Genomic DNA, 16267 nt, shown 5'->3' with positions numbered 1-16267 from the left:
GCTTGTCGTACTTCGATTAAAAGTGCGAAAAGGAGGCGACTTTTTTTATGGCAAGTCAGGTTATGAGAATCACATTAAAGGCTTACGACCATCAGCTGATCGACCAGTCCGCTGGAAAGATCATCGAGACAGTAAAGAAAACAGGAGCACAGGTGAGTGGTCCGGTTCCGCTGCCGACAAAGAAAGAGGTTGTAACAATCTTAAGAGCTGTTCATAAGTACAAAGATTCCAGAGAGCAGTTCGAGCAGAGAACTCATAAGAGACTCATCGATATCGCAAGCCCGAGCCAGAAGACAGTAGATGCACTGTCCAGACTGGAAATGCCGGCTGGTGTTTATATCGACATCAAAATGAAAAATAAATAATTGAAAAATATTTATTTTTCATGCTACTGAAATGTAGCCACTAAAATTAGAAATCCTGAATGGTTCTGATATAAAAGCAACACTACTCATCCTGAAAGGGAATCAACATCATTACAATATGTAATGTCATAGTGTTCCACCTATGTTGGGCTGCTCTAGGATGAACGCACAGAAAATTCTGTTTTGCGTTCCGCTGTAGATTAGTAACAGGAGGTAAAAACAATGAAGAAAGCGATTTTAGCTACAAAAGTCGGAATGACTCAGATCTTCAACGATGAAGGCGTTCTTGTTCCGGTAACTGTTCTTCAGGCTGGTCCGTGTGTAGTAACACAGGTTAAGACAGAGGAGAACGATGGATACAAAGCTGTACAGGTTGGCTTTGTAGATAAGAGAGAGAAACTTGTAAACAAGCCGGTAAAGGGTCACTTCGACAAGGCTGGCGTATCTTACAAGAGATTCGTTAGAGAGTTCCGTTTTGAGAATTCTGAAGAGTATAACGTAAAAGACGAAATCAAAGCTGATATCTTCGCTGCTGGCGATAAGGTTGATGCAACTGCTATCTCCAAAGGTAAAGGTTTCCAGGGCGCTATTAAGAGACTTGGACAGAGCAGAGGACCGATGGCTCATGGTTCTAAATTCCATCGTCATCAGGGTTCCAATGGTTCCGCAACAACTCCGGGCCGCGTATTCAAGGGCAAAGGCATGCCGGGTCAGATGGGTAACAAGAAGATTACCACTCAGAACCTCGAGATTGTCAAGGTTGACGTTGAGAACAACCTGATCCTTGTTAAAGGCGCTGTACCGGGACCGAAGAAGTCCTTAGTAACATTAAAGGAAACAGTAAAGGCTAACAAATAAGCTTTTACAGGAAAGGAGGAAACAGAAATGGCAAACGTATCCGTATACAATATGGAAGGTAAAGAAGTTGGCACAATCGAGCTGAACGACGCTGTATTTGGCGTTGAAGTGAACGAGCATCTCGTACACATGGCTGTTGTTGCACAGCTTGCAAATAAACGTCAGGGAACACAGAAAGCAAAAACACGTTCTGAGGTTTCCGGTGGCGGCAGAAAGCCGTGGAGACAGAAAGGAACAGGTCACGCTAGACAGGGTTCCACAAGATCTCCGCAGTGGACAGGCGGCGGAATGGTATTCGCTCCGACTCCGAGAGATTACACAATCACTCTTAACAAGAAAGAGAAGAGAGCTGCTCTTAAGTCCGCTCTTACAAGCAGAGTAAACGAGAACAAGTTCGTAGTTGTTGACGAGTTAAAGTTCGACGAGATCAAGACAAAGAACTTCAAGGCTGTTATGAACAACCTCAAGGTTTCCAAGGCTCTTGTTGTTCTTGCTGACAACGATCAGAACACAGTTCTTTCCGCAAGAAATATCCCGGAAGTTAAGACTTCCCTTGTTAATACAATCAATGTATTCGACATTCTGAAATACAACACTGTAGTAGCTACTAAGGCTGCTGTAGCATCTATCGAGGAGGTATACGCATAATGGCAAACGTACAGTACTACGACGTAATCCTCAAACCGGTTGTAACTGAGAAGAGCATGAACGCTATGAGCGAGATGAAATATACATTCCTCGTACATCCGGAAGCAAACAAGACCATGATCAAAGAAGCTGTTGAGAAGATGTTCCCGGGCACAAAGGTCGAGAGCGTAAACACAATGAACGCTGACGGTAAGAACCGCAGACGTGGTATGGTAGTTGGTAAGACTGCTAAGACCAAGAAAGCAATCGTTAAGCTCACAGCAGACAGCAAAGACATCGAGATCTTCCAGGGTCTGTAATTTTTGAAACTATGCGGCAACCAAAGCCGCGATACGAAAAATAGAAACGCCAGAAGGCGTTGAAAGGAGTCAGAAATGGGAATCAAAACCTATAACCCATATACACCTTCCAGAAGAAATATGACAGGTTCTGATTTCTCCGAGATCACAAAGACAACTCCGGAGAAGTCCTTAGTAGTTTCTTTAAAGAAGAACGCTGGTCGTAACAACCAGGGTAAGATCACCGTTAGACATCAGGGCGGTGGAAACAGACAGAAATATAGAATGGTTGACTTCAAGAGAAATTCCAAAGACGGAATTCAGGCAACTGTAATCGGTATCGAGTACGATCCGAACAGAAGCGCTAACATCGCTTTAATCTGCTACGCAGATGGTGAGAAGTCCTACATCCTTGCACCGCAGGGCCTTACAAACGGAATGAAGGTTATGAGCGGCGAGCACGCAGAGGCTAAGGTCGGCAACTGCTTACCGTTATCCTTAATCCCGGTTGGTGCACAGGTTCACAATATCGAGCTTTTCCCGGGCAAGGGCGGACAGATGGTTCGTTCTGCAGGAAACGCTGCACAGTTAATGGCTAAAGAAGGAAAATACGCTACACTTCGTTTACCGTCCGGCGAGATGAGAATGGTTCCGATCGAGTGCCGCGCAACAATCGGTGTTGTAGGCAACGGCGACCACAACCTTGTTAAGATTGGTAAAGCAGGTAGAAAACGTCACATGGGTATCCGCCCGACAGTCCGTGGTTCCGTTATGAACCCGAATGACCATCCGCACGGTGGTGGTGAAGGTAAGACTGGTATCGGCCGTCCGGGTCCGTGCACACCGTGGGGCAAGCCTGCTCTTGGTCTTAAGACTAGAAAGAAAAACAAACAGTCTAACAAGTTAATCGTAAGAAGAAGAAATGGTAAGGCTATTTCATAATCGATAGGAGGTAAAACGATGGCTCGTTCACTTAAAAAAGGACCATTTGCAGACGCTAGCTTACTGAAGAAGGTAGACGCTATGAACGAGGCAGGACAGAAACAGGTTATCAAGACCTGGTCCCGCCGTTCTACAATCTTCCCGCAGATGGTTGGTCATACAATCGCTGTACATGACGGCAGAAAGCATGTACCGGTATACGTAACAGAAGATATGGTTGGTCACAAACTTGGTGAGTTCGTTGCTACAAGAACTTACAGAGGCCACGGCAAAGACGAGAAAAAGTCCGGACGTAAATAATAGATACGCTTTGAAAGGAGGTTCCAGTAATGGCTAAGGGACATAGAAGTCAGATTAAGAGAGAGAGAAATGCCCAGAAGGATACAAGACCGTCTGCAAAGCTGTCTTACGCAAGAGTATCCGTTCAGAAGGCTTGTTTCGTATTAGATGCCATCAGAGGCAAAGATGTTCAGACAGCACTTGGTATTGTAACTTACAATCCTAGATATGCTTCCAGCTTAATCGAGAAATTATTAAAATCTGCAATCGCAAATGCTGAGAACAACAACGGCATGAACGCAGAGAACCTGTATGTGGAGGAGTGCTACGCATCTCAGGGACCGATTATGAAGAGAGTAAAACCGAGAGCACAGGGTAGAGCTTACAGAATCGAAAAGAGAATGAGCCACATCACTATCGTGCTGAACGAGAAATAATAGGAGGCAGTTATGGGACAGAAAGTTAATCCACACGGCATGAGAGTCGGCGTTATCAAAGACTGGGATTCCAGATGGTACGCTGAAGCTGATTTCGCTGACAACCTCATCGAGGATCACAAAATCAGAACTTACCTGAAGAAGAGATTATACAGCGCCGGCGTTTCCAAGATCGAAATCGAGCGCGCATCTGATAGAGTAAAAATTATCGTTTTCACAGCAAAACCGGGCGTAGTTATCGGTAAGGGCGGATCTGAGATCGAGAAGGTCAAAGCTGAAGTTCAGAAGATGACTGCTAAGAAGGTATTTGTAGACATCAAGGAAGTTAAGAGACCGGACCGTGAAGCTCAGCTCGTTGCAGAGTCCATCGCTCAGCAGCTTGAGAACCGTGTTTCCTTCCGTCGTGCTATGAAGTCCACAATGTCCAGATCCATGAAGGCTGGCGTTCTTGGTATCAAGACTGCAGTTGGCGGACGTCTTGGCGGCGCTGATATCGCACGTACAGAGTTCTACAGCGAGGGAACAATCCCGCTTCAGACATTAAGAGCAGATATTGACTATGGTTTCGCAGAGGCAGATACAACTTACGGCAAACTTGGCGTTAAAGTTTGGATCTACAAAGGCGAGGTTCTTCCGACTAAGGGAAATAAGGAAGGGAGCGATAAATAATGTTAATGCCGAAAAGAGTAAAGCGCCGCAAACAGTTCCGTGGAACTATGGCCGGTAAAGCTTTAAGAGGAAATACAATCTCCAACGGTGAGTATGGCCTTGTTGCCCTTGAGCCGTGCTGGATCAAATCTAATCAGATCGAGGCAGCCCGTGTTGCCATGACTCGTTATATCAAACGTGGTGGTAAAGTTTGGATCAAGATCTTCCCGGACAAACCGGTAACAGCTAAACCGGCTGAGACTCGTATGGGTTCCGGTAAGGGCGCTCTTGAGTACTGGGTAGCAGTAGTTAAACCGGGCCGTGTTATGTTCGAAATCGCTGGCGTTCCGGAGGAAACAGCAAAGGAAGCTCTTCGTCTTGCTATGCACAAACTCCCGTGTAAGTGTAAAATTGCTTCCAAGGCAGATTTAGAAGGCGGTGATAACAGTGAAAACTAATAAGTATGTAGAAGAATTAAAAGCGAAAACCGCTGCAGAGTTAAATGAAGAATTAGTTGCAGCAAAGAAGGAGCTCTTCAACCTGAGATTCCAGAACGCAACCAACCAGTTAGATAACACAAGCAGAATCAAAGAGGTTCGCAAGAACATCGCAAGAATTCAGACTGTTATCACAGAAAAGGCAAGAGTTGCTAACTAATCCCGTATCGGTGAAGAACCCCCAAGGCATACTTGCGGGTTGAACAGCTGTCGTTATGACACACGCCGATGCGTGTAACAAATCGATTTTGAAAGGAGATTATCCGTCGTGGAAAGAAATCTTAGAAAAACACGTACTGGTAAGGTAGTTAGCAACAAGATGGACAAGACAATCGTCGTTGCTATCGAGAACCACGTAAAACATCCGTTAATCGGAAAGATCGTTAAAAAGACATATAAATTAAAAGCTCATGATGAGAAAAATGAGTGCAATATCGGCGACACAGTTAAAGTGATGGAGACAAGACCGTTATCCAAGGATAAGAGATGGAGACTTGTTGAAATCGTCGAGAAAGCAAGATAATTGATTCGAGGAAGGAGTAACAGGCATGATTCAGCAGGAATCCAGATTAAAGGTTGCCGATAATACAGGTGCAAGAGAACTGCTTTGTATCCGCGTTATGGGCGGTTCTACAAGAAGATATGCTAACATCGGTGATGTAATCGTAGCCTCCGTTAAAGAAGCAACACCAGGTGGCGTTGTAAAGAAGGGCGATGTAGTCAAAGCCGTTGTAGTTCGTTCTGTAAAAGGCGCACGTCGTAAAGACGGTTCTTATATTAAATTTGATGAGAACGCAGCAGTTATCATCAAAGATGACAAGACTCCAAAAGGAACCCGTATTTTTGGGCCGGTTGCAAGAGAGCTTCGTGAGAAACAGTTCATGAAGATCGTATCTCTGGCTCCGGAAGTATTATAAGGAGGTGCCAGATAATGCATAAAATCAAAAAAGATGATATGGTAAAGATCATCGCAGGTAAAGATAAAGATAAAACTGGTAAAGTTCTGAGCGTAGATACCAAGAAGAACGAAGTTGTCGTTGAAGGCTGCAACATGGTGACAAAGCACACCAAACCGAGCCAGACAAACCAGAACGGCGGAATTGTTCATCAGGAAGCTCCGATCGATATCTCCAACGTAATGCTGTTCGTTGACGGAAAAGCTACAAGAGTTGGCTTTGAAGTTAAAGACGGTAAGAAAGTCCGCGTTGCTAAGGCAACCGGTAAAGTAATTGACTAATAGCAGAGAGGAGGAAACACAAGTTGGCTAGATTAAAAGAAATGTACCAGAACGAGATCGTTGAAGCAATGATCAAGAAATTTGGTTATAAGAATATCATGGAAGTGCCGAAGCTCGACAAGATCGTTATCAACATGGGCGTAGGCGAAGCAAAAGACAACGCGAAAGTCCTTGACTCTGCAGTTCGTGACCTTGAGATCATCTCCGGTCAGAAGGCAGTTCTTACAAAGGCTAAGAAGTCTGTCGCAAACTTCAAACTCAGAGAGGGCATGGCTATTGGATGCAAAGTTACTCTTCGCGGCGAGAAGATGTACGAGTTCGCTGATCGTCTGATCAACCTCGCTCTTCCGCGTGTACGTGACTTCCGCGGCGTAAACGCTAACGCGTTCGACGGCAGAGGTAACTACGCACTCGGCATCAAGGAACAGTTAATTTTCCCGGAAATTGAATATGATAAAGTTGACAAGGTTAGAGGTATGGACATCATCTTCGTTACTACCGCTAAGACTGACGAGGAAGCTCGTGAACTTTTAACATTATTCAACATGCCGTTTGCAAAGTAATTAGGAGGAGTAACCATGGCAAAGACTTCAATGAAGATTAAACAGCAGCGTCCGGCAAAGTTCTCCACAAGAGAATACAACCGCTGCAGAATCTGTGGTCGTCCACATGCATATCTGAGAAAATATGGCATTTGCCGTATCTGCTTCCGTGAGCTCGCTTACAAGGGCGAGATCCCGGGCGTAAAGAAGGCAAGCTGGTAGGATTTAGCTGCTTAAAAGGCGTCAGAAGTCAGGTGGGAAACGGCGAGTTCCCCCGCCTGACCGTGCAGTGAAGCGCCTGGCAAGCTGACTGGTCCCGTTCTTCGACCACAGGGAAAAGAACTTCCCTATTCATCGTAACAACGCCTATACGGAAAACTTGTTTTCCCCAGGCCGAACAACACTCCTGTGCAGCGCGAATGATTCGCGAACCACAGTGATAAACCAACAACCCATTAGGAGGAAATATAATCATGACTATGAGCGATCCGATTGCAGATATGCTTACAAGAATTCGTAACGCAAACACTGCTAAACACGATACAGTAGATGTTCCGGCTTCCAAGATGAAATTAGCTATCGCTGATATCCTTGTAAGAGAAGGCTACATCAAGAAATATGACATCGTTGAGGACGGTGCATTCCAGACAATCCGCATCTCCTTAAAGTATGGCGCAGACAAGAACGAGAAGATCATCTCCGGTATCAAGAAGATCTCCAAGCCGGGCTTACGTGTATACGCTGGCAAGGAAGATATGCCGAAGGTACTTGGCGGACTTGGTATCGCTATCGTATCCACAAACCAGGGAATCATCACTGACAAGCAGGCTAGACAGCTTGGTGTCGGCGGAGAAGTTCTTGCGTTCGTTTGGTAATTATTGATGTTATCGCACCCCGCCTGCAAAGCCGGATTTAAGATCTGGAAGGGCGGAGTTTGCGTGCGTCTGGAGATAACTTCAGACTATATATAACATAGAAACTGAAAACAGAGAGTGTTAAAGCACTTTCCGAGAATCTAAGTAGGAGGTAAAAGGCATGTCACGTATTGGTAGAATGCCGGTAGCGATTCCAGCAGGCGTAACTGTAACAATCGCAGAGAACAACAATGTGACCGTTAAAGGTCCGAAGGGAACACTGGTAAGAGATTTACCGGTAGAGATGGAAATCAAAGAAGAAGATGGACACATCGTCGTAACAAGACCGAACGATTTAAAGAAGATGAAATCTTTACACGGTCTTACAAGAACGCTAATCCATAACATGATCCAGGGTGTTACTGAAGGCTACGAGAAGAAGCTTGAGGTAAACGGTGTTGGTTACAGAGCTCAGAAGCAGGGCAAGAAGCTCACACTTTCCCTTGGTTACTCCCATCCGGTAGAGATGGAAGATCCGGAAGGTATCGAGACTGTTCTTGATGGACAGAACATCATCATCGTTAAGGGCATCAGCAAAGAGAAAGTCGGCCAGTATGCAGCTGAAATCAGAGAGAAGAGAAGACCGGAGCCGTATAAGGGCAAAGGTATCAAGTACGCTGATGAGGTTATCAGACGCAAAGTTGGTAAGACTGGTAAGAAATAATTTAAGGAGAGTGTAAAAATGGTTAGCAAGCAGTCAAGAAGCGAAATCCGCAGAAAAAAACACTATAGATTACGCAATCGCTTTGCTGGTACAGCAGAGAGACCGCGTTTAGCAGTGTTCAGAAGCAATAATCATATGTATGCTCAGATCATCGACGATTCCGTTGGACATACTTTAGTATCTGCTTCTACTCTTGAGAAAGAGATCAAAGCAGAGTTAGAGAACACAGATACCGTTGATGCAGCTGCATATATCGGAACCGTAGTAGCTAAGAGAGCAATCGAGAAAGGCATCAAAGAGGTCGTTTTCGATAGAGGCGGTTTCATTTATCAGGGTAAGATTCAGGCATTAGCAGATGCAGCCCGCGAGGCTGGTCTCGTATTCTAATAGAGAGGAGAAAACAGCATGAAGCGTACAATCATTGACGCAAGTCAGTTAGAGTTAAATGACAAAGTTGTTGCCATTAAGCGCGTATCCAAGACTGTTAAAGGTGGACGTACCATGAGATTTTCCGCTCTGGTAGTAGTAGGAGACGGCAATGGTCACGTAGGCGCAGGCCTTGGTAAAGCAGGTGAGGTTCCGGAAGCTATCCGTAAAGGTAAAGAAGCTGCTATGAAGAACCTTGTAGAGATCCCGATGGATGAGAACAAGAGCATCCCGCACGACTTCCTTGGCGAGTACGGAAGCGCTTCCGTACTGATCAAGAGAGCTCCGGAAGGTACTGGTATCATCGCTGGTGGTCCGGTTCGTTCCGTAGTAGAGCTTGCAGGCATCAAGAACATCCGTACAAAGTCTTTAGGTTCCAACAACAAGACAAACGTAGTTCTCGCAACAATCGAGGGTCTTACAAAATTAAAGACTCCGGAAGAGGTTGCTAAGAACCGCGGCAAATCTGTTGAAGACGTTGTTTGCTAATAGGAGGATAATAAAATGGCAGAGAAATTAAAAATCACATTAGTAAAATCCCCTATCGGCGCTGTTCCGAAGCAGAGAGCAACAATCGAGGCACTTGGTTTAAAGAAGATGCACAAGACTGTTGAGATGCCGGATAATGGTGCAGTTAGAGGCATGATCCAGAATGTCAGACATCTGGTAAAAGTTGAAGAGATCTAATAGATATAAGTAAGGAGGTGCAGTGATGAACTTATCTAATTTACATCCTGCTGAAGGATCTAAACACAGTGATAGTTTCAGAAGAGGTCGTGGACACGCTTCTGGAAATGGTAAGACAGCTGGTAAGGGACATAAGGGCCAGAAGGCACGTTCCGGCGCACCGAGACCTGGTTTCGAGGGCGGCCAGATGCCGTTATACAGACGTCTTCCGAAGAGAGGATTTACAAACATCAACTCCAAGGAGATCGTTGGAATTAATGTAAGCGCATTAGAGAGATTTGAGAATGACTCCGTAGTATCCGTTGAGACATTACTGGAGACAGGTGTGATCAAAAACCCGCAGGACGGCGTTAAGATTCTTGGTAACGGAGAGTTAACAAAGAAACTTGTCGTTAAAGCCAATGCTTTCAGTGAAGGCGCAAAAGCTAAAATTGAGGCAGTAGGTGGAACCTGCGAGGTGATCTAATATGCTAAAATCCTTACAGAAGGCATTTAAGGTGAAAGAAGTCCGCGACAGACTTCTTTACACCTTCATGATGCTTGTAGTCATCCGAATCGGCTGTTGTCTTCCGATTCCGGGCGTTGATCCCAGCTATCTGCATGATTTCTTTTCCAATCTCCAGTCATCTGGAATGGGATTTTTCAATGCGATCACAGGAGGATCTTTCTCCTCCATGTCGATCTTTGCGCTGAGCATCACCCCGTATATCACATCGTCCATCATCATGCAGTTGCTTACCATTGCAATTCCGAAGCTTGAGGAAATGCAGAAGGATGGTGAGGACGGAAGAAAGAAGATCGCAGAGTACACCAGATATCTTACCGTTGGCCTGGCTCTTTTCGAGTCCTGTGCAATGGCAGTCGGCCTTGGCGGTAAAGGACTTCTTCTCGAAGATCACCGCAATGTCTGGGGATACCTCACGGTTGTAGCAGCTATGACCGCAGGTTCCGCTCTTCTGATGTGGATTGGCGAGAGGATTACAGACAATGGAGTCGGAAACGGTATTTCCATCGTACTTCTGATCAATATCGTATCTGGTACTCCACAGGATATGATGACATTATATGAGCGCTTTATGGCAGGCAAATCAGTTGCAGTTGCAACAGTAGCATGCATTATTGTACTGGCGATCATCATTGCGATCGTTGTCTTCGTTCTCATCTTAAATGATGCGGAGCGCAGAATTCCGGTACAGTACAGCAAGAAGATGCAGGGCCGCAGAATGATCGGCGGACAGTCTACCTACATTCCGTTGAAGGTAAACACCGCAAACGTTATTCCGGTCATCTTTGCTTCTTCCATCATGTCCATGCCGGTCATGATCGCTCAGTTCTTCCACGTAGATTATTCAACAATCGGTGGAAAGATCCTGTTAGCGCTGAGCTCATCCAACTGGTTTAAACCGGAAGCTCCGGCTTACTCCATTGGTTTGCTCGTATATATCGTATTAGTCGTACTGTTCGCGTATTTCTATACGTCCATTACGTTTAACCCGCTGGAAGTTGCTAATAATATGAAGAAATCCGGCGGCTTTATCCCGGGCATCCGCCCAGGTAAGCCAACTTCGGACTACCTTAACAATATCTTAAACTATATTGTATTTATTGGAGCCTGCGGTCTGGTGATCGTGTGCATTATCCCGATCATCGCATCCGGTCTCTTCTCCGTTGGTAATCTTTCCTTCGGCGGCACATCCCTGATCATTATTGCAGGTGTTATCCTCGAGACGATCAAGGCTGTGGAGTCTTTAATGCTTGTAAGAAATTACAAGGGATTCTTAAATGACTGATTTGACAGAGAAATAGCAGCAGCTGCGTGCTGAAAATCGGAGCGGGCGGAAAGATGCTTTTCGCCCGCTTTTTCGGTTTTTTAGGACGAGTGGAGGAAATAACAATTATGAAGATCATTATGTTGGGCGCGCCGGGTGCCGGAAAAGGAACCCAGGCACAGAGAATCGCGGAAAAGTACGGAATCCCGCACATTTCTACCGGAGATATCTTCCGGGCTAATATCAAGAACGGAACAGAACTTGGAAAGAAAGCGAAAGCATTCATGGACCAGGGACTTCTTGTTCCGGATGAACTGACTGTTGACCTTGTTATGGACAGGATCAGCCAGCCGGACTGCAAAGAGGGATACATCCTCGATGGATTCCCACGTACGATCCCGCAGGCAGAGGCTCTCACAGAGGCTCTTGCGAAAAAGGGAGAGGCGATCGATTTCGCGATCGATGTCGACGTACCGGATGAGAAGATCGTTACCCGTATGGCAGGCCGCCGTGCATGCGTAAAGTGCGGAATGACCTATCACATCGTATATGCTGCTCCGAAGAAGGAAGGCATCTGCGACAAGTGCGGCGCTGAACTCGTCTTAAGAGATGATGATAAGCCGGAGACTGTTACAAAACGTCTGGCTGTTTACCATGAGCAGACACGTCCGCTCATCAGCTTCTATGCGGATAAGCACGTTCTCTACACTGTAGACGGAACACAGAATATGGAACAGGTATTTGAGGCTATCACAAAGATTTTAGGAGCTTAAAAGAATGGCAGTAACAATTAAATCGCCGAGAGAGATCGAACTGATGCGAAAAGCCGGAGAAATTCTGGCGCAGGTACACGAGGAGCTGCATGCAGCCGTTCACCCGGGAATGTCCACGATGGACATCGACAAGCTGGGAGAGCGCCTGATCCGCAGCCATGGATGCATTCCGTCCTTTAAGAATTATAATGGATATCCGGCATCCATCTGCGTGTCCGTAAACGATGAGATCGTACATGGTATCCCGAATAAGCACCGCATTTTAAAGGAAGGCGATATCGTCAGCCTTGACGCAGGAACGATCTATAAAGGATACCATTCCGACGCAGCCCGCACCTGGGCAGTAGGAAACGTCTCCCCGGAAGCACAGAAACTGATGGATGTGACAAAACAGTGCTTTTACGAAGGTATTAAATTTGCAAAAGCAGGCAATCATCTGAATGACATCTCCACGGCAATCCAGGCATATGCCGAGAAATTCGGCTATGGCGTTGTCCGCGATCTGGTAGGACATGGAATTGGTACCCACCTTCATGAAGATCCGGAGGTCCCGAACTTCGCAACGAAGAGAAAGGGGATCCTTCTGCAGCCGGGCATGACACTGGCGATCGAGCCGATGATCAATGCAGGTACACCGGATGTAATCTGGATGGACGATGACTGGACCGTTGTTACAGCAGATCATGCCCTGTCCGCTCACTATGAGAATACGATCCTCATCACCGAGGGCGAGCCGGAGATCCTCTCCCTGCGTCCGGGCCTTGAATAGGAGGCCCCGCATGGAGATGACCCCGGGATTCCTGGCGAGATCACTTGCCGGAAATGACAAGGATAAAATCTATGTCATAACGGAGGACCTTGGAACATACGTTTCTCTGCTTGCAGAGAACGGCCGGGTCCTCCGGAAAAATAAAAAACATGTCCAGATCATTAAGAAAGCAAACAGGAGGTAAATTTTATGTCTAAGGCTGACGTAATCGAGATCGAAGGCGTTGTTGTAGAGAAACTGCCGAATGCCATGTTCCAGGTTGAACTTGAAAATGGCCACAAGGTTTTAGCAACCATCAGCGGAAAACTGCGTATGAACTACATCCGTATTCTTCCGGGAGACAAGGTAACATTAGAGATGTCCCCATACGATTTATCCAAGGGACGTATCATTTGGAGAGATAAATAGTATCTTTGAGGACGGGCAGAAAAAAGTTGAAGAAAACCAGCAAAAATGCTTGATTTTCCTGTAAGGAAGTGTTATAATGCTCAAGCGAACTTTGTTGGAACGCTTGTATTATGCCCATTTTCAGGTGCTTTTTATACAGGTATAGCAACCCGTAATGCCGTTTCCAGATGGCACGGAATCGGTGTGTTTCCGGCAGTAAGGGAAGCGGACTACGAAGGAAAGGAGAATTACTGTGAAAGTAAGATCATCAGTAAAACCGATTTGCGAGAAGTGCAAGGTTATTAAGAGAAAAGGCAGTATCAGAATTATCTGTGAAAATCCTAAGCACAAACAGAGACAGGGCTGATGCCGCATATTTGCCTGTATTTTTCGCGCGGCTTTGACATGAAACGCGAGAGTGCGTTGTCGTGTCGGCAATAACTATTTCTACAATATTTAAATGGAGGTACCACTCATGGCTCGTATTTCAGGTGTTGATTTACCAAGGGAAAAACGTGTCGAAATCGGCTTAACTTATATCTACGGTATCGGTAGAGCAAGTGCAGACCGTATTCTTGCTGCGGCTGGTGTAAATCCTGACACTCGTGTAAAGGATTTAACCGATGACGAAGTAAAGAACATTGCAGCAGTAATCGCTGAGACTCAGACTGTTGAAGGTGACTTACGTCGTGAGATCGCTTTAAACATCAAGAGACTTCAGGAGATCGGATGCTACAGAGGTATTCGTCACAGAAAGAGTCTTCCTTGCCGTGGTCAGAAGACCAAGACAAACGCAAGAACATGCAAGGGTCCGAGAAAGACTGTTGCAAACAAGAAGAAATAATAATCAGTAACAAATGTTATGAATCACGTTGCATGTTTTAAAGACAGGAAACAGGGTTCAGTAAATGAGAAAGTAGGTTAGTTTAAAATGGCTAAAAAAGTGTCCACTGCTAAAAAAGTGACAAAAAAGCGTGTAAAGAAAAACGTTGAACGCGGACAGGCGCACATCCAGTCATCTTTTAACAACACAATCGTGACATTAACAGATGCACAGGGTAATGCCTTATCTTGGGCAAGTGCAGGCGGTCTGGGATTTAGAGGTTCAAGGAAATCTACTCCATATGCAGCACAGATGGCTGCAGAAACTGCAACTAAGGCAGCTCTTGTACATGGTTTAAAATCCGTAGACGTTATGGTTAAAGGACCGGGATCAGGCCGTGAGGCTGCTATCCGTGCCCTTCAGGCATGTGGTCTTGAAGTAACAAGCATTAAGGACGTAACACCGGTTCCGCACAACGGATGCCGTCCGCCAAAGCGTAGAAGAGTCTAATTAGGAGGAAATAAAATGGCAGTTGATAGAGTTCCTGTTCTTAAAAGATGCAGATCCCTTGACCTTGATCCCATTTATTTAGGAATAGATAAAAAATCCAACAGAGAATCTAAGAGAGCAAACAAGAAGATCAGTGAGTATGGTCTTCAGTTAAGAGAAAAACAGAAAGCTAAGTTCATCTATGGCGTTCTGGAGAAGCCGTTCCGTAACTACTACGATAAGGCTGAGCGTTTAAACGGACAGACAGGTGAAAACCTTATGATCCTTCTTGAGCGCAGACTTGACAACGTTATCTTCCGTCTTGGTTTCGCAAGAACAAGAAAGGAAGCCAGACAGATCGTTGACCACAAGCACGTTCTTGTAAACGGCAAGTGCGTAAACATCCCGTCCTACCTTGTAAAGGCTGGCGATGTTGTTGAGATCAGAGAAAAGAACAAAGGCGACAACCACTACAAGCTGGTTCTCGAGACCACAGCTGGTCGTCTTGTTCCGGCATGGTTAGAGTCTGACCATGAGAACTTAAAGGGCGAGATCAAAACTCTTCCGACAAGAGAAGAAATCGACGTTCCTGTAAACGAGATGCTCATCGTCGAGTTATACTCCAAATAATTCACCGGAGCGGTTTTTACAAAGTATCTGGCCATTTTTCGGCCGGATGCTTTGTGTTCTAAAATGCTCCGTGGCATTTGTCAAAGCATACCCAAAAGGAGGGGCTTTTTGTGTTCGATTTTGAGAAACCAAACATTGAGATTGCTGAGATTTCCGAAGATAAAAGATACGGAAAGTTTGTCGTAGAACCGCTTGAGAGGGGTTACGGCACAACTCTGGGAAATTCCCTGAGAAGAATCATGCTTTCTTCTTTACCGGGTTCTGCTGTCAGCCAGGTGAAAATTGATGGTGTACTTCATGAGTTCAGCTCCATCTCCGGCGTTAAGGAAGATGTAACTGAGATCATCATGAACATCAAGAGCTTAGCAATTAAGAACAACAGCGATACAAACGAGCCGAAGACTGCGTACATCGAGTTCGAGGGCGAGGGCGTGATCCACGCATCTGACATTCAGACAGATGCTGACATCGAGATCCTCAACCCGGATCAGGTGATCGCAACATTAAGCGGCGGTGCAGACAGCAAGTTCTACATGGAACTTACGATCACCAACGGCCGTGGCTACGTGAGCGCTGATAAGAACAAGAGCGACGATCTTCCGATCGGAGTTCTCGCTGTAGATTCCATTTACACACCGGTTGAGCGTGTCAACATGTCCGTTGAGAACACCCGTGTTGGTCAGCAGACAGACTACGATAAGCTCACACTTGAGATCTACACAAACGGAACACTTGATCCGGACGAGGCAGTCAGCCTTGCTGCTAAAGTTTTAAGCGAGCATCTGAATCTCTTCATCGACCTCTCTGAGAATGCAAAGACTGCAGAGGTTATGGTTGAAAAGGAGAACAACGAGAAAGAGAAAGTTCTTGAGATGAACATTGACGAGCTGGAGTTATCCGTTCGTTCCTACAACTGTCTCAAGAGAGCCGGTATCAATACCGTTGAAGAGCTTTGCAGCCGTACATCTGAGGATATGATGAAGGTTAGAAACCTTGGTCGTAAGTCCCTCGAGGAAGTACTTGCAAAGTTAAAAGAACTGGGCTTACAGCTCAATTCCAGTGACGAACAGTAAAATTTAGTTGTGATACACACCCGGATGGTAAGTCCAAAGAAGCACGGACGGGCGTAGAGCGACTCATTATGGAGAAAAAGGCGGCAGTCCAGTAAGTCCAAAGATGCGTGGGCGGCTGTTCCACAAATGGAG

Annotated in this window: 31 protein-coding genes; all 31 read left to right on the top strand. The window is 45.8% G+C overall.

Annotation, left to right across the window (positions count from 1 at the left end; all coding sequences use genetic code 11):
- The first annotated feature begins 47 nt into the window (after nt 1–47).
- The 31 genes from rpsJ (at nt 48) to FN001_RS14380 (ending at nt 16135) form a co-directional block, all read left to right on the top strand.
- Nucleotides 48–365 carry a 30S ribosomal protein S10 gene (rpsJ, locus tag FN001_RS14525; RefSeq protein WP_015553845.1) on the top strand — a complete coding sequence of 106 codons (318 nt, stop codon included), beginning with the start codon at nt 48–50 and terminating at the stop codon, nt 363–365.
- 222 nt (nt 366–587) lie between these two features.
- Entirely contained in the window at nt 588–1223 is a 636-nt protein-coding gene (rplC, locus tag FN001_RS14520) for a 50S ribosomal protein L3 (RefSeq protein ID WP_117503172.1), read from the top strand.
- A 27-nt stretch (nt 1224–1250) separates the two neighbouring features.
- Nucleotides 1251–1871, top strand: a complete 621-nt coding sequence (gene rplD, locus FN001_RS14515) for a 50S ribosomal protein L4 (protein WP_117470152.1) — start codon at nt 1251–1253, stop codon at nt 1869–1871.
- Nucleotides 1871–2170 carry a 50S ribosomal protein L23 gene (rplW, locus tag FN001_RS14510; protein ID WP_142412317.1) on the top strand — a complete coding sequence of 100 codons (300 nt, stop codon included), beginning with the start codon at nt 1871–1873 and terminating at the stop codon, nt 2168–2170. The genes rplD and rplW overlap by 1 nt, the downstream gene beginning before the upstream one ends.
- A gap of 75 nt (nt 2171–2245) precedes the next feature.
- Complete coding sequence (gene rplB, locus FN001_RS14505; RefSeq protein ID WP_117470154.1) at nt 2246–3091, top strand: 50S ribosomal protein L2; 846 nt, start codon at nt 2246–2248, stop codon at nt 3089–3091.
- An 18-nt stretch (nt 3092–3109) separates the two neighbouring features.
- Nucleotides 3110–3391, top strand: coding sequence for a 30S ribosomal protein S19 (gene rpsS, locus FN001_RS14500; RefSeq protein ID WP_015553840.1), 282 nt, complete (start codon nt 3110–3112; stop codon nt 3389–3391).
- A 29-nt stretch (nt 3392–3420) separates the two neighbouring features.
- A complete protein-coding gene (gene rplV / locus FN001_RS14495) occupies nt 3421–3807 on the top strand; it encodes a 50S ribosomal protein L22 (RefSeq protein ID WP_015553839.1) in 387 nt (128 codons plus the stop codon).
- A gap of 12 nt (nt 3808–3819) precedes the next feature.
- Nucleotides 3820–4476, top strand: coding sequence for a 30S ribosomal protein S3 (gene rpsC / locus FN001_RS14490; protein WP_015553838.1), 657 nt, complete (start codon nt 3820–3822; stop codon nt 4474–4476).
- Nucleotides 4476–4913: a 50S ribosomal protein L16 gene (rplP, locus tag FN001_RS14485; RefSeq protein WP_015553837.1), complete on the top strand. Its 438-nt coding sequence runs from the start codon at nt 4476–4478 to the stop codon at nt 4911–4913. Before rpsC ends, rplP begins: the two co-directional genes overlap by 1 nt.
- Entirely contained in the window at nt 4903–5112 is a 210-nt protein-coding gene (gene rpmC, locus FN001_RS14480; RefSeq protein WP_021905521.1) for a 50S ribosomal protein L29, read from the top strand. The genes rplP and rpmC overlap by 11 nt, the downstream gene beginning before the upstream one ends.
- An 81-nt stretch (nt 5113–5193) precedes the next feature.
- Nucleotides 5194–5475, top strand: a complete 282-nt coding sequence (rpsQ, locus tag FN001_RS14475) for a 30S ribosomal protein S17 (protein ID WP_330579573.1) — start codon at nt 5194–5196, stop codon at nt 5473–5475.
- A gap of 25 nt (nt 5476–5500) precedes the next feature.
- On the top strand, nt 5501–5869 hold the full coding sequence (rplN, locus tag FN001_RS14470) for a 50S ribosomal protein L14 (RefSeq protein WP_118532547.1): 369 nt from the start codon (nt 5501–5503) through the stop codon (nt 5867–5869).
- A gap of 14 nt (nt 5870–5883) precedes the next feature.
- Nucleotides 5884–6189, top strand: a complete 306-nt coding sequence (gene rplX, locus FN001_RS14465) for a 50S ribosomal protein L24 (RefSeq protein ID WP_015553835.1) — start codon at nt 5884–5886, stop codon at nt 6187–6189.
- 23 nt (nt 6190–6212) lie between these two features.
- Nucleotides 6213–6752 carry a 50S ribosomal protein L5 gene (rplE, locus tag FN001_RS14460; RefSeq protein WP_118532551.1) on the top strand — a complete coding sequence of 180 codons (540 nt, stop codon included), beginning with the start codon at nt 6213–6215 and terminating at the stop codon, nt 6750–6752.
- Nucleotides 6753–6767: 15 nt separating this feature from the next.
- Nucleotides 6768–6953: a type Z 30S ribosomal protein S14 gene (locus FN001_RS14455; protein ID WP_008396318.1), complete on the top strand. Its 186-nt coding sequence runs from the start codon at nt 6768–6770 to the stop codon at nt 6951–6953.
- Between the two features lie 251 nt (nt 6954–7204).
- A complete protein-coding gene (gene rpsH, locus FN001_RS14450) occupies nt 7205–7606 on the top strand; it encodes a 30S ribosomal protein S8 (protein ID WP_015553834.1) in 402 nt (133 codons plus the stop codon).
- Nucleotides 7607–7766: 160 nt separating this feature from the next.
- Nucleotides 7767–8309, top strand: coding sequence for a 50S ribosomal protein L6 (gene rplF, locus FN001_RS14445; RefSeq protein WP_015553833.1), 543 nt, complete (start codon nt 7767–7769; stop codon nt 8307–8309).
- 18 nt (nt 8310–8327) lie between these two features.
- On the top strand, nt 8328–8696 hold the full coding sequence (rplR, locus tag FN001_RS14440; protein ID WP_015553832.1) for a 50S ribosomal protein L18: 369 nt from the start codon (nt 8328–8330) through the stop codon (nt 8694–8696).
- 18 nt (nt 8697–8714) lie between these two features.
- On the top strand, nt 8715–9224 hold the full coding sequence (gene rpsE / locus FN001_RS14435) for a 30S ribosomal protein S5 (protein ID WP_118599616.1): 510 nt from the start codon (nt 8715–8717) through the stop codon (nt 9222–9224).
- Between the two features lie 15 nt (nt 9225–9239).
- Nucleotides 9240–9422: a 50S ribosomal protein L30 gene (gene rpmD, locus FN001_RS14430; protein ID WP_015553830.1), complete on the top strand. Its 183-nt coding sequence runs from the start codon at nt 9240–9242 to the stop codon at nt 9420–9422.
- A gap of 25 nt (nt 9423–9447) precedes the next feature.
- Complete coding sequence (gene rplO / locus FN001_RS14425) at nt 9448–9888, top strand: 50S ribosomal protein L15 (protein WP_118298693.1); 441 nt, start codon at nt 9448–9450, stop codon at nt 9886–9888.
- A gap of 1 nt (nt 9889) precedes the next feature.
- Nucleotides 9890–11212, top strand: a complete 1323-nt coding sequence (gene secY / locus FN001_RS14420; protein ID WP_142412316.1) for a preprotein translocase subunit SecY — start codon at nt 9890–9892, stop codon at nt 11210–11212.
- Between the two features lie 107 nt (nt 11213–11319).
- A complete protein-coding gene (locus FN001_RS14415) occupies nt 11320–11964 on the top strand; it encodes an adenylate kinase (RefSeq protein WP_118321373.1) in 645 nt (214 codons plus the stop codon).
- Nucleotides 11965–11968: 4 nt separating this feature from the next.
- Nucleotides 11969–12733 carry a type I methionyl aminopeptidase gene (gene map, locus FN001_RS14410; protein WP_118604094.1) on the top strand — a complete coding sequence of 255 codons (765 nt, stop codon included), beginning with the start codon at nt 11969–11971 and terminating at the stop codon, nt 12731–12733.
- 10 nt (nt 12734–12743) lie between these two features.
- The gene (locus FN001_RS18195) at nt 12744–12917 is read left to right on the top strand and encodes a KOW domain-containing RNA-binding protein (RefSeq protein WP_182426560.1); all 174 of its coding nucleotides are present in this window, start codon (nt 12744–12746) and stop codon (nt 12915–12917) included.
- A 5-nt stretch (nt 12918–12922) separates the two neighbouring features.
- Nucleotides 12923–13141 carry a translation initiation factor IF-1 gene (gene infA, locus FN001_RS14405; protein ID WP_015553825.1) on the top strand — a complete coding sequence of 73 codons (219 nt, stop codon included), beginning with the start codon at nt 12923–12925 and terminating at the stop codon, nt 13139–13141.
- A gap of 232 nt (nt 13142–13373) precedes the next feature.
- A complete protein-coding gene (rpmJ, locus tag FN001_RS14400; RefSeq protein ID WP_003022746.1) occupies nt 13374–13487 on the top strand; it encodes a 50S ribosomal protein L36 in 114 nt (37 codons plus the stop codon).
- Between the two features lie 108 nt (nt 13488–13595).
- A complete protein-coding gene (gene rpsM, locus FN001_RS14395) occupies nt 13596–13964 on the top strand; it encodes a 30S ribosomal protein S13 (protein ID WP_015553824.1) in 369 nt (122 codons plus the stop codon).
- Between the two features lie 87 nt (nt 13965–14051).
- A complete protein-coding gene (rpsK, locus tag FN001_RS14390) occupies nt 14052–14453 on the top strand; it encodes a 30S ribosomal protein S11 (RefSeq protein WP_015553823.1) in 402 nt (133 codons plus the stop codon).
- Nucleotides 14454–14468: 15 nt separating this feature from the next.
- Nucleotides 14469–15062, top strand: a complete 594-nt coding sequence (rpsD, locus tag FN001_RS14385) for a 30S ribosomal protein S4 (RefSeq protein ID WP_015553822.1) — start codon at nt 14469–14471, stop codon at nt 15060–15062.
- A gap of 110 nt (nt 15063–15172) precedes the next feature.
- Nucleotides 15173–16135, top strand: a complete 963-nt coding sequence (locus tag FN001_RS14380; protein ID WP_118298697.1) for a DNA-directed RNA polymerase subunit alpha — start codon at nt 15173–15175, stop codon at nt 16133–16135.
- The last annotated feature ends 132 nt before the right edge of the window (nt 16136–16267 follow it).

The organism is Clostridium sp. Marseille-P7770, from assembly GCF_902143525.1.
Classification (GTDB): Bacteria; Bacillota; Clostridia; order Lachnospirales; family Lachnospiraceae; genus Pilosibacter.
The sequence above is the reverse complement of the archived record's forward strand: the minus strand, read 5'-3'. Positions and strand labels throughout refer to the sequence as shown.

Excerpts from the sequence above, each read along its gene's own strand:
- rplB (WP_117470154.1), top strand. The coding sequence starts at position 2,246 with ATGGGAATCAAAACCTATAACCCATATACACCTTCCAGAAGAAATATG.
- infA (WP_015553825.1), top strand. The coding sequence starts at position 12,923 with ATGTCTAAGGCTGACGTAATCGAGATCGAAGGCGTTGTTGTAGAGAAA.
- rplX (WP_015553835.1), top strand. The coding sequence starts at position 5,884 with ATGCATAAAATCAAAAAAGATGATATGGTAAAGATCATCGCAGGTAAA.
- FN001_RS14415 (WP_118321373.1), top strand. The coding sequence starts at position 11,320 with ATGAAGATCATTATGTTGGGCGCGCCGGGTGCCGGAAAAGGAACCCAG.
- rpsJ (WP_015553845.1), top strand. The coding sequence starts at position 48 with ATGGCAAGTCAGGTTATGAGAATCACATTAAAGGCTTACGACCATCAG.
- rpsH (WP_015553834.1), top strand. The coding sequence starts at position 7,205 with ATGACTATGAGCGATCCGATTGCAGATATGCTTACAAGAATTCGTAAC.
- rplP (WP_015553837.1), top strand. The coding sequence starts at position 4,476 with ATGTTAATGCCGAAAAGAGTAAAGCGCCGCAAACAGTTCCGTGGAACT.
- rplR (WP_015553832.1), top strand. The coding sequence starts at position 8,328 with ATGGTTAGCAAGCAGTCAAGAAGCGAAATCCGCAGAAAAAAACACTAT.
- rplW (WP_142412317.1), top strand. The coding sequence starts at position 1,871 with ATGGCAAACGTACAGTACTACGACGTAATCCTCAAACCGGTTGTAACT.
- rpsS (WP_015553840.1), top strand. The coding sequence starts at position 3,110 with ATGGCTCGTTCACTTAAAAAAGGACCATTTGCAGACGCTAGCTTACTG.
- rpsD (WP_015553822.1), top strand. The coding sequence starts at position 14,469 with ATGGCAGTTGATAGAGTTCCTGTTCTTAAAAGATGCAGATCCCTTGAC.
- map (WP_118604094.1), top strand. The coding sequence starts at position 11,969 with ATGGCAGTAACAATTAAATCGCCGAGAGAGATCGAACTGATGCGAAAA.
- FN001_RS14455 (WP_008396318.1), top strand. The coding sequence starts at position 6,768 with ATGGCAAAGACTTCAATGAAGATTAAACAGCAGCGTCCGGCAAAGTTC.
- rpsE (WP_118599616.1), top strand. The coding sequence starts at position 8,715 with ATGAAGCGTACAATCATTGACGCAAGTCAGTTAGAGTTAAATGACAAA.
- rplN (WP_118532547.1), top strand. The coding sequence starts at position 5,501 with ATGATTCAGCAGGAATCCAGATTAAAGGTTGCCGATAATACAGGTGCA.
- rplC (WP_117503172.1), top strand. The coding sequence starts at position 588 with ATGAAGAAAGCGATTTTAGCTACAAAAGTCGGAATGACTCAGATCTTC.
- rpsM (WP_015553824.1), top strand. The coding sequence starts at position 13,596 with ATGGCTCGTATTTCAGGTGTTGATTTACCAAGGGAAAAACGTGTCGAA.
- rplO (WP_118298693.1), top strand. The coding sequence starts at position 9,448 with ATGAACTTATCTAATTTACATCCTGCTGAAGGATCTAAACACAGTGAT.
- rplF (WP_015553833.1), top strand. The coding sequence starts at position 7,767 with ATGTCACGTATTGGTAGAATGCCGGTAGCGATTCCAGCAGGCGTAACT.
- rplD (WP_117470152.1), top strand. The coding sequence starts at position 1,251 with ATGGCAAACGTATCCGTATACAATATGGAAGGTAAAGAAGTTGGCACA.
- rpsK (WP_015553823.1), top strand. The coding sequence starts at position 14,052 with ATGGCTAAAAAAGTGTCCACTGCTAAAAAAGTGACAAAAAAGCGTGTA.
- rplV (WP_015553839.1), top strand. The coding sequence starts at position 3,421 with ATGGCTAAGGGACATAGAAGTCAGATTAAGAGAGAGAGAAATGCCCAG.
- rpmD (WP_015553830.1), top strand. The coding sequence starts at position 9,240 with ATGGCAGAGAAATTAAAAATCACATTAGTAAAATCCCCTATCGGCGCT.
- rpsC (WP_015553838.1), top strand. The coding sequence starts at position 3,820 with ATGGGACAGAAAGTTAATCCACACGGCATGAGAGTCGGCGTTATCAAA.
- FN001_RS18195 (WP_182426560.1), top strand. The coding sequence starts at position 12,744 with ATGGAGATGACCCCGGGATTCCTGGCGAGATCACTTGCCGGAAATGAC.
- secY (WP_142412316.1), top strand. The coding sequence starts at position 9,890 with ATGCTAAAATCCTTACAGAAGGCATTTAAGGTGAAAGAAGTCCGCGAC.